13 protein-coding genes are annotated in these 12,378 nt (G+C 71.5%); 4 read left to right on the forward strand and 9 right to left on the reverse strand.

Going from position 1 to position 12,378, the window contains the following annotated elements; all coding sequences use genetic code 11:
* From NE235_RS07830 to NE235_RS07845, 4 genes are all read right to left on the reverse strand, one after another.
* Nucleotides 1–816: AAA family ATPase (locus NE235_RS07830; protein WP_252800295.1), on the reverse strand; the 816-nt coding region annotated here is incomplete at its 3' end.
* An 85-nt stretch (nt 817–901) separates the two neighbouring features.
* Entirely contained in the window at nt 902–2,035 is a 1,134-nt protein-coding gene (locus NE235_RS07835) for an exonuclease SbcCD subunit D (RefSeq protein ID WP_252800296.1), read from the reverse strand.
* A 368-nt stretch (nt 2,036–2,403) separates the two neighbouring features.
* Nucleotides 2,404–3,111, reverse strand: coding sequence for a response regulator (locus NE235_RS07840; RefSeq protein WP_252800860.1), 708 nt, complete (start codon nt 3,109–3,111; stop codon nt 2,404–2,406).
* Between the two features lie 59 nt (nt 3,112–3,170).
* Nucleotides 3,171–4,349, reverse strand: a complete 1,179-nt coding sequence (locus NE235_RS07845) for a sensor histidine kinase (protein WP_252800297.1) — start codon at nt 4,347–4,349, stop codon at nt 3,171–3,173.
* Between the two features lie 168 nt (nt 4,350–4,517).
* Here NE235_RS07845 and NE235_RS07850 point away from each other — a divergent pair, with 168 nt between their 5' ends.
* From NE235_RS07850 to NE235_RS07865, 4 genes are all read left to right on the forward strand, one after another.
* Complete coding sequence (locus NE235_RS07850; protein WP_252800298.1) at nt 4,518–5,420, forward strand: ABC transporter ATP-binding protein; 903 nt, start codon at nt 4,518–4,520, stop codon at nt 5,418–5,420.
* A complete protein-coding gene (locus NE235_RS07855; RefSeq protein WP_252800299.1) occupies nt 5,417–6,187 on the forward strand; it encodes an ABC transporter permease in 771 nt (256 codons plus the stop codon). Before NE235_RS07850 ends, NE235_RS07855 begins: the two co-directional genes overlap by 4 nt.
* Nucleotides 6,188–6,276: 89 nt before the next feature.
* Entirely contained in the window at nt 6,277–7,710 is a 1,434-nt protein-coding gene (locus NE235_RS07860) for an aldehyde dehydrogenase (RefSeq protein ID WP_252800300.1), read from the forward strand.
* 58 nt (nt 7,711–7,768) lie between these two features.
* Complete coding sequence (locus NE235_RS07865; RefSeq protein WP_252800301.1) at nt 7,769–8,086, forward strand: Gfo/Idh/MocA family protein; 318 nt, start codon at nt 7,769–7,771, stop codon at nt 8,084–8,086.
* On the opposite strand, the gene NE235_RS07870 is transcribed toward NE235_RS07865, so the two are convergent.
* Genes NE235_RS07870 through NE235_RS07890 form a run of 5 tightly spaced genes read right to left on the reverse strand, consistent with a single transcriptional unit; the run spans nt 8,073 to nt 12,329 of the window.
* Nucleotides 8,073–8,888, reverse strand: coding sequence for a methyltransferase domain-containing protein (locus NE235_RS07870; protein ID WP_252800302.1), 816 nt, complete (start codon nt 8,886–8,888; stop codon nt 8,073–8,075). The genes NE235_RS07865 and NE235_RS07870 overlap by 14 nt on opposite strands.
* Nucleotides 8,881–9,615, reverse strand: coding sequence for a hypothetical protein (locus NE235_RS07875; RefSeq protein ID WP_252800303.1), 735 nt, complete (start codon nt 9,613–9,615; stop codon nt 8,881–8,883). Before NE235_RS07875 ends, NE235_RS07870 begins: the two co-directional genes overlap by 8 nt.
* Before the next feature lie 60 nt (nt 9,616–9,675).
* Nucleotides 9,676–10,365, reverse strand: coding sequence for a ubiquinone/menaquinone biosynthesis methyltransferase (locus NE235_RS07880; protein ID WP_252800304.1), 690 nt, complete (start codon nt 10,363–10,365; stop codon nt 9,676–9,678).
* Nucleotide 10,366: 1 nt separating this feature from the next.
* The gene (locus NE235_RS07885; RefSeq protein WP_252800305.1) at nt 10,367–11,794 is read right to left on the reverse strand and encodes an isochorismate synthase; all 1,428 of its coding nucleotides are present in this window, start codon (nt 11,792–11,794) and stop codon (nt 10,367–10,369) included.
* A gap of 13 nt (nt 11,795–11,807) precedes the next feature.
* Nucleotides 11,808–12,329 (reverse strand): hypothetical protein, encoded by a 522-nt coding sequence (locus NE235_RS07890; RefSeq protein WP_252800306.1) that lies wholly within the window; start codon nt 12,327–12,329, stop codon nt 11,808–11,810.
* Between the last annotated feature and the right edge of the window lie 49 nt (nt 12,330–12,378).

The raw sequence follows: 12,378 nt of genomic DNA on the forward strand, positions 1-12,378 counted from the left end.
GCCCCGCTCCGCGGCGGCCCGTGCCGCCGACAGGACACCCGCGTCGGCCGCGACCCGGTCCTCGGCGGCCGCGCGTACGTCGTCCATGTGGGCCGCGAGCTCGGCCGCCCACGCGGCGAGCGCGCCCGGGTCGAGGTCGGGCCGCCCGGCGCCGGCCGCCTCGGCCGCGCGGTCCGCGGTGGACGCGGCGGCAGCGCGCAGGGCCTCGGCCGCACGCCCGGTCTCCTGGCGCTTCTCGCGCAGCCACGTCTCGACCCCGGTGAAGATCTCGGTGGCGAAGAGCCGCTCGAGCACCGTGCGGCGCTTCTCCGCGTCGGCGCGCAGGAAGGCCGCAAAGTCGCCCTGCGGCAGCAGCACCACCTGGCAGAACTGCTCGGCGGACATGCCGAGCAGATCCCCGATCAGCTGCCCCGCCTCGTCGAAGCGGGTCGACAGGCCCGTCCACTCACCGGCGCGCCGCTCCTGGAGCAGGACCTTGGCCTTCTCCTCGGTGGTGCCGGTGCCGCGCAGCTTCGGCCGGTCCCACCGGGGCGACCGCGTGATCCGGAACCGGCGGCCGCGGATCGTCACCTCCACGACGACCTCGGGCGAGCGGTCCGGAGGCGCGTGGTGACTGCGGAGGTTCTTCGCGTCGTTGCGTACGCTCGGTACCCGCCCGTACAGCGCGAAGCACACCGCGTCGAGGACGCTGGTCTTCCCGGCGCCGGTCGGGCCGTTGATGAGGAACAGGCCCGCGTCGGACAGCGCGTCGAAGTCGATCCGCTCGGTGCCGGCGAACGGCCCGAACGCGGTGATCGTGAGGTGATGGAGCCTCACCGGACCCCCTTCTCACGCGGTCGGGCGCGCCGGTTGAGTCTCACCGAGCTCGCCTTCTCGCGCTGTCGGGCGCGCCGGTGGTGTCTCACCGGGCCGCCTCCTCGCGCCGGTAGTGCTCGAACGCCTCGTGCAGCAGGGCGCGCTCGGCCTCGTCCGGCGCCGCGCCGCGCACCTCGGTGACGAAGTCGCAGGCGATTTCGGTGTCGGAGCGGCCCTTGACGCGCTCCGCCCAGGACCGCCCGCCGGTGTCCGCGGTGCGCTCCGGTTCGAACGCCAGCGCCAGCACGTGCGGGAACCGCCGCCGCAGCCGGTCCATCGCGGCGACGGGGTGCTGCGCGTCGGTGAGCGTGACCTGTAGCCAGTGGTCCTCGTACGCGGCCCACCGCTCGGCGGTGAGCAGGTCGTCGATGCGGCCCTTGAGCCGCTTGATCCGGCGGGGCACCGGCGCCTCGACGAACTCGGCGCGCACGGTCTCGCCGAGGTCGACCAGCCAGCTGCCCTTGGTGTGGTCCTCCTCCGAGAAGGAGTAGGCCAGCGGGGAGCCGGAGTAGCGCACGGCGCCGGACAGGGTCTGCGAGCGGTGCAGGTGGCCGAGGGCGGCGTAGTCCACGCCGTCGAAGACGCTCACCGGGACGCTCGCCACCCCACCGATCGCGATGTCGCGCTCGCTGTCGCTCGCCTCTCCCCCGGTGACGAACGCGTGCGCCAGGACCACCGACCGGCCGCCGCGCCCCGCCGCGTCGGCGCGGATCCGGCGCATCGCCTCGGTGAGCGCGGCGGTGTGCCCGCGCTCGGCCAGCTCCCATCCGCCGCGGACGACCTCGGGCTCGAGGTAGGGGATGCCGTAGATCGCGGTGCCGTCGTCGAGCAGCACCGGCCGGCCCACCCCATCCGGGTCGGTCCGCAGGTGCACGCCGGAGGCGTCCATCAGGTCGGCGCCGAAGCCGAGGCGCCGCGCGGAGTCGTGGTTGCCGCTGATGAGCACGACCCGAACCTTCTCGGCCAGCAGCCGCCGCAGCGCCTCGCCGCACAGGTCGACCGCGTCGACGGGCGGCAGCGCCCGGTCGTACAGGTCGCCCGACACCAGCACGCAGTCGACCCGCTCGGACCGGACGGTCTCGATGAGGTGGTCGATGAACGCCTCCTGCGCGCGGAGCATGTCCTCGCGGTGGAAGAACCGGCCGAGGTGCCAGTCGGAGGTGTGCAGGAGCCGGGGCATGCCCGGCAAGCTAACAGGCCCCGCCGACAACATGGACCCCACACGCCGCAAGAGGTCCCTTAAGTGAGGAACATCCCCTCGCACGCGCGAGGCCCCCGGCGAGGAATCCGCCGGGGGCCTCCGCTGCGATGGGTGCTGCCGTGTCAGGCAGCTTTCCGCACGTCGGACTTGGCGAGCAGCCGCGCTCGCTCCTCGGGGGTCGCGAGCCTCTCCCACTGCTCCAAGCTCTCCACGAGTCGGTGGGGCCGGACGGTACGGCGGTGAACGAAACGGTGTACAACTCGTTGGAACTTAGGCATGGCGATATCCACTGACAGATGATGGTTGGTGGAAGCGGGATACCCCTATCATCGCATGTCACACCTGTTTCAACGGTCACGGGGGTGCCCTGTCGGAGAGCCGCCGCGCGGCGCCGGGGTGACCAGTCCGGTCTCGTAGGCGACCATGACGAGCTGGGCGCGGTCGCGGGCGGCGAGCTTGGCGAGGAGATTGCCCACATGGGTCTTCACGGTCGCCGGGCTCAGGTGCAGATGCGCGGCGATCTCGCCGTTGGCCAGGCCGCGGGCGATCAGTGTGAGCACCTCGCGCTCGCGGCCCGTCAGTCCCTCCAGCTCCCGGGCGGGCTGCCGGGCCGGCGCCGGCCGCCGGGCGAACTCCGCGATCAGCCGCCGGGTCACGGCCGGCGCGAGCAGCGCCTCGCCGGAGGCGATGACGCGGATCCCGGCGAGCAGGTCGGCGGGCGGGGTGTTCTTCAGCAGGAACCCGCTGGCCCCCGCGCGCAGCGCGGCGTGCACGTACTCGTCCAGGTCGAACGTCGTGAGGATCAGCACCCGGACGCCGGGCGGCCCGTCCGGGCCGCAGATGCGCCGGGTCGCCTCGATGCCGTCCATCTCCGGCATGCGGACGTCCATCAGCACCACGTCCGGGCGCTCGCGGACGGCGAGTTCGACGGCCTCCGTTCCGGTGCCCGCCTCGCCGAGCGTGAGCAGGTCCGGAGCCGTGTCGACGAGGACGCGGAAGCTGCCGCGCAGCAGCGCCTGGTCGTCGGCGACCAGGACGCGTACGGGTGCGGTCATGGACTTCGTCGGCCCCGTGACCAAGGTGCTGTGCTCCCTGATTCCCTCGCTTCGCTCGGTCATGGATCCTCCGGGGCGTGACGGGGCAGGCGGGCGGACACCTCGAACCCGCCCTCAGGGCGCGGCCCGGCGGTCAGCGTGCCGCCGTGCATGAGGGCGCGTTCGCGCATCCCGATGATGCCGTGCCCGGGCGCCCCCGGGAGGACCCGGCCGCCAGGGCCGTTGTCGGTGACCCGGATGCACACCTCGTCCGCGTCGCCCGCCACGACGACCCGGCAGTGCGCCGGAGCGGCGTGCCGGACGACGTTCGTGACCGCCTCCTGCACGATCCGGTACACCGAGCGGCCCAGCCCGTCGGGCAGCCCGTCCGCGCCGTCGACGGTCAGGTCGACGCGGACGCCGGCCGCCGCCGCCCGGTCGCGCAGCTCGGGCAGCCCGGCCAGATCGGGCGCCGGCCGCAGGTCGGGGGACGCGTCGTCCGAGCGGAGCATGCCGAGCATGTGGCGCATCTCGACGAGCGCCTCCCGGCTCGTCGTCTCGATGACCCGCAGGGCGTCGCGTACCTCGCCGCCGGGATCCGGTCCCCCGGCGGAGCGCGATTCAAGGACGTACCCGGCGACGCCGGCCTTGACCCCGATCAGGCTGAGGGTGTGCGACACGACGTCGTGGAGTTCGCGCGCGATCCGCAGCCGCTCCTCGGTCACCGCGTGGTCGGCGAGCTGGCGGGCCGAGCGTTCGGCGTACGCGCGGCGTTCCCGCACGGCGCGGCCGATCGTCCATGCCCCGCCCAGCACCGGCGGGCCGACGATGATCAGGTCCGCGACGCCGCTGCCCTCACTGGGGCCCGCCATCGTGCCCACGAGCACGCCGACCGCACTGATCCCCGCGATGACGAGCGTGGGCTCCCGCGGATGCCGGGGCTCGGTCAGCGCGACCATGTACAGCGCGAACGCCGCGACGAACAGGGCGGCCCATCCCATCCCGCAGTACAGCGCCGGCAGGGTCGCCGTGAACACGACACCGAAGACGAGCAGCGGCCACAGGCGTCGTACGGCGACCGGCAGGCCGATGGCCGCGGCGAGCAGGCAGGCCGTCCACACCGGCAGGCCCACCGGCCGGGTCAGCGCGACGGCGAGCAGGACGAGCGCCGATCCGGCGGCGGCCACGGCGTCGAGGGCGATCAGCCGGCCGCGGCTCAGCCGGCGCGGGAAGACCGGCGGTGGATCGAGGTCGCGCACGGCCCGAACCGTACCGGCCCCCGCCCGCCGCCGCCTCCGCCCCGGGTCGCTCCTCCCCTGGTCGGATCCCGCGTCCCGGCGGTGACGGTCATCCGCGCCCGGGCGGAGGCCGGAATCGGGCCGCCGCTCCGAAGCGCCGGCGGCCCGCCGTACGGCAGCGTCGGGACCGTGATCGAAGTGACCAAACTGACCAAACGGTACGGCGACGGGCTCGCCGTCGACCGGCTGTCCTTCCAGGTCCGGCCGGGGCACGTGACCGGTTTCCTCGGCCCCAACGGGGCGGGCAAGTCCACCACGATGCGCGTCCTGCTGGGGCTGGCCGCCCCCACGTCCGGCGCCGCCCTCGTGACCGGCCGCCGGTACGCGGACCTGCGCTTCCCGATGCACGAGGTCGGGGCGCTGCTCGACGCGAACGCCGCGTACGGCGGGCGCACCGCCTTCGACCACCTGCGCTGCCTGGCCCGGACCAACCGGATCGGTCCGGCCCGGGTCGCCGCGGTCCTGGAGCAGGTCGGCCTGGCCGGCGTCGGCCGCAAGCGGATCAGCGGATTCTCCCTCGGCATGCGGCAGCGGCTGGGCATCGCGGCGGCGCTCCTCGGCGACCCGGGCGTACTCATGCTCGACGAACCGGTCAACGGGCTCGACCCGGAGGGCGTCCGCTGGATCCGTGAGCTGTTGCGCGCGCTCGCGGGGGAAGGCCGCACGGTGCTGGTCTCCAGTCACCTGATGAGCGAGATGGAGCTCACCGCCGACCGTCTCGTCATCATCGGGCGGGGCCGACTGATCGCCGATACGACGGTGCGGGAGCTGGCGGAGCGCTTCCAGCGCGGCGTGCTCGTACGCACCGGCCGCGGTCCCGAGCTGGCCCGCGCCCTTGAGGCCGCCGGGGCGTCCGTCCTCGTCGAGACCGACGGCGCGCTCTCGGTGAAGGGCCTGGATCCCGTCCGGATCGGGGATCTGGCCGCCCGGCACGCCATCCCCGTGCACGAGGTCACCCCGCGCACGGCCTCACTCGAGGAGGCGTACCTCGCGCTGACCGCCGGCAGCCTGGAGTACGGAGCGGCCCGATGACCGACGCGCTCGCGGCCGAGTGGCTGAAGCTCCGTACGGCACGGTCCACCGGGTACTGCCTCGGCGTGGTCGCGCTCTTCATCGCTCTCATGGCGGTCCTGGCGTGGTACGCGGCGCACCTGTGGGACGGGCTGCCGCCCGCGCGGCGGTCCTCGATGGAACTGTCCTCGCTGCCCGAACTGGCGTGCTGGGTGGACTACCTCGTCATGGGGGTCCTCGGCGTGCTGGCGATCACGTCCGAGTACTCCAGCGGAATGATCCGGGCGACCCTCACCGTGCTGCCCCGGCGGCGCACGGTCCTGGCCGCCAAGGCCGGTGTGGTCGCCGTGGTGGCGCTGGCCGCCGGGGAGGTCACCGGCTTCACGGTGCTCGCGGCGGCCCGGCTGATCGTCGGGGACCGCCCCATCCACGGGCAGGAGCCGCACGTCGGCAGGATCGTGACGGCGGGGGTGGTCGTGATGGTGTTCGCGCTGCTCGGGCTCAGCCTGGGGACCCTGCTCCGCTCGACCGCCGGGGCCATCGTCGTCGTCGCCGGCCTGTGGCACATCGTGCCGGTGCTCGTGCAGCTTGTCCCGGAGCCGTGGGGGGACCGTCTCGGTTCGCTGCTGCCGGCGGCGCTCGTCGAGGAGATCGCCGGCTCCGGCGGGCAGAACTCGATCTACGGGAAGGGGTTGCCGCCGGCCGCCGCGGTCGCGGTGCTGGTCGCGTACGCCGTCGTGCCTCTCGGCGCGGCCGGGATCGCGCTGGCCCGGCGGGACGTGCCGTGATCCGTGCCACCCTGGACAGGGAGGGAGGGGACGGAGAAGATACCAAGCAAGCACTCGGTCAAAGCTCCTCCCGCCTCCGGAGGTACGGCATGCGTGAACACGATCGGCTCTACATCGGCGGTGAGTGGGCCGCGCCCGCCGGCTCGGGCACCATCGACGTCGTCTCCCCGCACACCGAAGAGATCATCGGGCGGGTGCCCGAGGCGGTCCCGGAGGACATGGACCGCGCCGTCGCGGCGGCGCGGGAGGCGTTCGACCATGGCCCCTGGCCGCGCATGGCGCCCGCCGAACGCGCCGCGGTCGTCGCCCGCCTGGCCGAGCTGTACGCCGGGCGCCTCGGCGACCTGGCCGAGCTGATCACCGCCGAGATGGGCTGCCCGATCTCGTTCTCCCAGCTCGGCCAGACCGGGCAGGCCCAGGCGGTGTACGGCTACTTCGCCGAACTCGGCCGGGACTTCGCCTGGGAGGAGGAGCGCCCCGGGCTCATGGGGCCGGTCACGGTCCGCCGCGAGCCGGTCGGCGTCGTCGCCGCGATCGTCCCCTGGAACGTCCCGCAGTTCATCATCGCGCTCAAGCTCGCCCCGGCACTGATCGCCGGCTGCACCATCGTGATCAAGCCGGCGCCCGAGACGCCGCTGGACGGATACGTCCTCGCCGACCTGCTCACCGAGGCCGGCGTGCCCGAGGGCGTCGTCAGCATCGTCGCCGCCGGGCGGGAGACCGGCGAGCACCTCGTCCGTCACCCCGGTGTCGACAAGGTCGCCTTCACCGGCTCCACGGCGGCCGGCCGGAGGATCGGCGCGATCTGCGGCGAGCAGCTCAAACGCTGCACGCTCGAACTCGGCGGCAAGTCCGCGGCCATCATCCTCGACGACGCCGATCTCGCCGCGACGATGGGCTGGCTCAAGATGGCGTCGCTGATGAACAACGGCCAGGCGTGCGTCGCCCAGACCCGTGTCCTCGCCTCCCGGAACCGCTACGACGAGGTCGTGGACGCGCTCGCCGATACCGTGCGCGGCATGAAGATCGGCGATCCCGCCGACCCCGCCACCGAGATCGGCCCGCTCGTCGCCAAGCGCCAGCAGGAACGCGTCGAGGGCTACATCCGGATCGGCCAGGAGGAGGGCGCCAAGGTCGCGCTCGGCGGCTCCGGCCGACCGTACGACCGCGGCTGGTACGTCACGCCCACCGTCTTCGCCGGCGTCACGAACGACATGCGCATCGCCCGCGAGGAGATCTTCGGCCCCGTCCTGTCGGTCATCCCGTACGAGGACGAGGCCGACGCGGTCCGGATCGCCAACGACAGCGAGTACGGCCTGGCCGGAACGGTGTGGACCGCCGACGGCGACCGCGGGCTGGAGATCGCCCGCCAGGTCCGCACCGGAACGTACGGCGTGAACATGTACATGATCGAGTCGTCGTCGCCCTTCGGCGGCTACAAGGGCAGCGGCGTCGGCCGCGAGCTCGGCCCCGAGGGCCTGGCCGCCTACCTGGAGTACAAGTCCATCGCCCGCATGGGCTGACCTGCGAAGAGCCGGGGCCGGGATTACGCCCCGGCCCCGGCCCCGGACGATCCCGGCCATGACGATTCGGTGGGGAATCCTCGGGACCGGGGGCATCACGCGTACATCCGGCGGCGCACTCCTCGACCTCGGCGTCTACCCGCTGTCCTTCGCGTGGATGCTGCTCGGCGAGTCCGACAGCGTGCAGGCGTTCGCGAGCAGCGCGCGAGGTTCACAAGAGCCTGCGCGCGCTGGAGAACGACATCCGCGCCTGGACGAAAGCCTGGAACGCCGATCCCAAGCCCTTCATCTGGGCCAAGACCGCCGACGAGATACCTCGAACATCTCGCCTCATATCTTGATCGAATTCCTGGCGCAGGACACTAGCCCACCTTGACAGCGGTGAGCAGCAGGAAGCAGGCAGGATCATACTGATCAACGATCTTAAGCCCGGCCGCAGTCAGCCACTCGGCAACCACCTTCGGGTCATATGACCGGGTGCTGAAGGCATCCTCTTGGCGGCGCTGGAAGTAGCGCTGCACCGGCCGCCGTGCACGAGTGAGGGTGGCGAGGGTGAAGGTGCCGCCTGGCTGGAGGCAGCGACCGACTTCCATCAGCAGCCCCGGGGGGTCGGGCATGATCTGAAAAGCGGCCGAGCAGTTGGCGGCGCCAAGAGAGCTGTCGGCAAAGGGGAGCGAGAGCGCGCTGGCCCGGATCAGTACACTCTCCGGGAGAGTCTGGCGGGCGGCTTCGAGCATAGCCGTGCTCAGATCGAGACCGATGATACGCGACTCGCCGAACTTGTCCGCCAGCGCCTTTGTCCAACGGCCGGCGCCGCAGGCGATGTCGAGGATCGGCCCGGACGCCGCGGAAGCGTGCTCGCGCAGGTACCTGAACTCGTCCGTGGGGGTAAGGGCGGGTGCCCAGTTGGCCGCGGCGACCTCGAGGAAGGCGACCCTGGTCAGGTCCTCGTACCGGGCGACCTGAAGGGGGTGGGAGAGCAACAGCGGGCCGAGGCCGGTGGTGGAGGACAGCCGCTGGCCGGAAGCGAGGTCGATGAAGCCGCTGTGTTGGGGGAAGACCGTGCCACAGTCGGGGCAGGTGATCAGGTCCGGGGCGATATCCAGAATCGCCCCGCAGGCGGGACAGGCAAGGACACCGGGCGGAGGGACGGGGCTGGCGGTCAGCGGGTTACTCAACGCCGGACTCCTCAAAAACTGCGTACTCGGCGTGCGCACCGAGATAGGTCAGGATGGATTCGGTCTCCAGATCCCAGATTCGGGCGGCCTGTTCCGGGCCGATGCCAAAGGACTCCTTCCACTCCCGGTCGATCTCATCCTCCCCGGGCCGTCCCGCCCAGATCTCCGGCGACGGCCAGGACCGGGAGACGGCCGCCATCGTGGCGGGGACGGAGAAATCCGGGATGGTAAGGCACCGGGTGATACGGGCGCGGTCCGCGCTACGCAGGCTTGTACCGTCCAGGGCCGCCTCGATCCGGGCGCGGTGCGCCGGGAAGTGGGCGAGCAGGTAGCCGAGCGACAGCGCCAGCGCGGGCCAGTCGTCCTGGGCTGCTGGGGCGAGTGCGAGGTAGGGGTCGACGGAGTCTCCCACCGCTGCCCGGACTGCTTCCGTCGTGGCGACGTCCTTGGCGTGGCCCTCCGCGAGGACGCCGAGGATCAACAGCAACTTCGGGTGCAGCCAGTTCGGCGGCAACCCGAGAAGCTCACGAAGGAACGGAATCGTGGTGACTGTGGCAGGGAAAACCTCGCCGTCAACCCAGATGTGGTCGAGGATGGCATGGATTATCGCGACGCTGCCGGTCTTGTCAGCCCGCGCCAGCCGACCCAGCAGGTCGGGTATCTGGGAAGCCGGGCCGGATGCCCCTGGCGTGTGCGCCCAGGCGGGCTGGTCGAGTTGCTCGAGCATGCTGGTGTCTCACGTTACCTTTCTGGTTGGCTGTTTCGCCGCCGCTGTGGCGGCATTCAACTAGTCGGCCTTAGTCGCTTGGTGGACGGCGACGAAGCCGCCGGTGAGGTTGAGCCAACTGGTCGACCGCCAACCGGCCGCGCCGATGATGTCCGCCAGTTCGGCCTGGGTGGGCCACGACATGATCGACTGGGCGAGGTAGCGGTAGGCGCTGGGGCTGGTGCCGACCAGGCGAGCCAGGTTCGGCATGACGCGGCGTAGGTAGGCGGCGTGCAGGTGGCCGAACGGGGTGTCGGTCGGGGGGGCGTACTCGCAGACCATGAGCCGTCCACCAGGCTTGGTAACGCGCCACATCTCGCGCAGGGCCTGCGGCACATCGTTGACGTTCCGCAGGCCGAAGAAGATCGAGACCGCGTCGAACGTCCCGGTCGCGATCGGCAGGCGAAGCGCGTCGCCGGCGACGAACCGCGCAGTCGGCGCGCGGCGCTGGCCGATCGCCAGCATGCCGGTGGAGATGTCGCAGCCGACGGCCCGGGCGCCGGACTGGCACAGTGCTCGGGCCGATGTGCCGGTACCGGCTGCGACGTCGAGGACGAGGTCAGCCGGCTTGAGGCCGAGCGTGGCGGTGGCGATCCTGGTCCACCGGGGGGCCTGGCCGAGCCAGATGACCGCACGTGTCCTGTCGTAGCCAGTGGAGACCTTGTCGAACATCGCGGAAATCTGGCGGGTGTTCTTGTCGAGTTTGCTCATCTCATCGCACTTCCAAAGTGGGCACCGTAGCGCCTGCCCGATCCATGTCCGGCACGCCAAGGGCGGCGAGCATGGGACGCATCTTCCACCTGGTCTCCTCGTACTCCTCGGCCGCTCGCGAGCCGGCGACCAGTCCCGCGCCGGCGTACACGGTGGCGCGATTGCCCGTGATGGAGGCGGAGCGGATCGCCACCGCCATCTCGCCATCGCCGCTAAGGTCGGTCCAGCCGACAGGAGCGGCGTACCAGCCACGATGACCCGGCTCGCGACGCTCGATCCAGCGCAGTGCGGCATCGCGTGGGTACCCACCGACCGCCGGTGTGGGGTGCAGCAGACCCGCCAGGTCCAGGACCGACGTCTCGTCGCGGTCGCGCACGGTCGCCTGGATGCTGGTTTCCAGATGCTGGACAGTGGCGAGTCGCACCACCTGCCGCGCAGCGTCTGCGCGGATGTCGTCGCAAGCCGCACGCAGCGCGTTGGTGATGAAGCTGGTGACGATAGCCTGCTCGCGACTGAGCTTAGGGTCTGACTGCAGGCGCGCGGTCAGCGTGGCATCGTGGCCGGAATCGAGATCACGCGGTACGGTGCCGGCCAGGCTGTGGGTATGGACCTGGCCATCGGTCAGCCGGACCAGGCACTCAGGGGTAGCAGCGACGAGCCACTCCCCGTCGCGTCCCACTCCAATCAAAGTGCCACCGGCGGTCGACCGTGCCAACCTGGCGAGCAGCTCGGCCGCCGGGTCCCTACTGTGGGTGAGCACCAGTGTCTGGCGGGCGAGCACGACCTTTTCGAACTCCGCGGCGGCCATTGCGGTCACCGCCTCGTCTACGAGGTCTCGCCAGCCCTCTGGGGACGGCTGCTCGAACAGGATCGTCGCAGCGATCTCGGCTTCGCTTACCCGGGGTGCGGGTTCTAGCAGGCGTCGGGCGTGCCATGCCGCGGGTCGGGCCGCCTGCTCGGGGATGGCGTCGGGCGTGATCCAGGCGTTGAGTGTGAGCACCGGCTCGCCGCCGTCACGCAGGGTGACCTGAGCGGCTGGCAGCCACATCAGGCCGTCGGGGCGATCCGACGCCGCGCCGGTCGACGAAGAGAAAAACGAGAACCTCCCGACCAGGCAGGGCTGCGCCGCCGCGACGGTGATGGCGGCGCGCGCCTGCTGCCGCCAGGTATGGGAGATCGCAGCGAACCGATTCGGACCCCACCCGACCAGGTTGAGCGCGGATCCGCTGGCGTAGATCGACCGACCGGTCCACGCCGACTCCCAGACGAAGGCGGGGTACGTCCCGCGGGATGCGCTCGCCAGCAGGGCAGGGCCAGATGCCGCCGGCACGGGTGTACCCCAGCTGACGATAACCGGCCGGCCGGATCTCTCCGCGGCGGCACGCGCGCGTTCGCACGCGGCCACGAACTCAGGGCTAACGCCGATCATGGAATCTTCGCCCTCAGCAGGACGCTTCGTGGGTAACAGGAGACGCGGATAGCTCTCCGAAATAGGTCGACCCCGCCGTGCTGGCCGTCCCCAGTCGATCCCTGAAGGCCAAGAAGTCCTCGCGGTGCAGGTGGTCCAGTACCTGGACGTGCTGGCACAGGAGACCTACCACGCCGTTGGCACGGCGCAGTCGTGTCTGCGCATCAGCCCAGTCGGCCTGACGCGGGTCACAGTCCCGGAGAACAGGCCGGAGATCGCCGACTACGGAGCGGGGTCGTCGCAAAGTCAGCAGCTCAGCAAGCCTGAGGGAGTCGGTATAAGCATTCCTTACGATGACCGCTTGGTCGCTGTTTTCCGTGCGACTGTCAGGAGAGCCGCGATGCGCTCCAGACGAACCGACGGTGCTCTCCATCGGCAGGGTCGTGCGTCCGGTCGGCGTGACATCGAACAGGCCGGGCGAGAACGTGCTGTGGTCTGTCGGGATCTGCTCGGTCGGTCTCGGGCTGCTCCCCACTGCAGCGGTCTCGTCCGCCATGGCGCCTCCTGGTCGAGCGTTGTGCGGATCAGAGTGGCGGCGCGACCGA

This window comes from Actinoallomurus spadix (assembly GCF_024055725.1).
GTDB lineage: Bacteria > Actinomycetota > Actinomycetes > Streptosporangiales > Streptosporangiaceae > Actinoallomurus > Actinoallomurus spadix.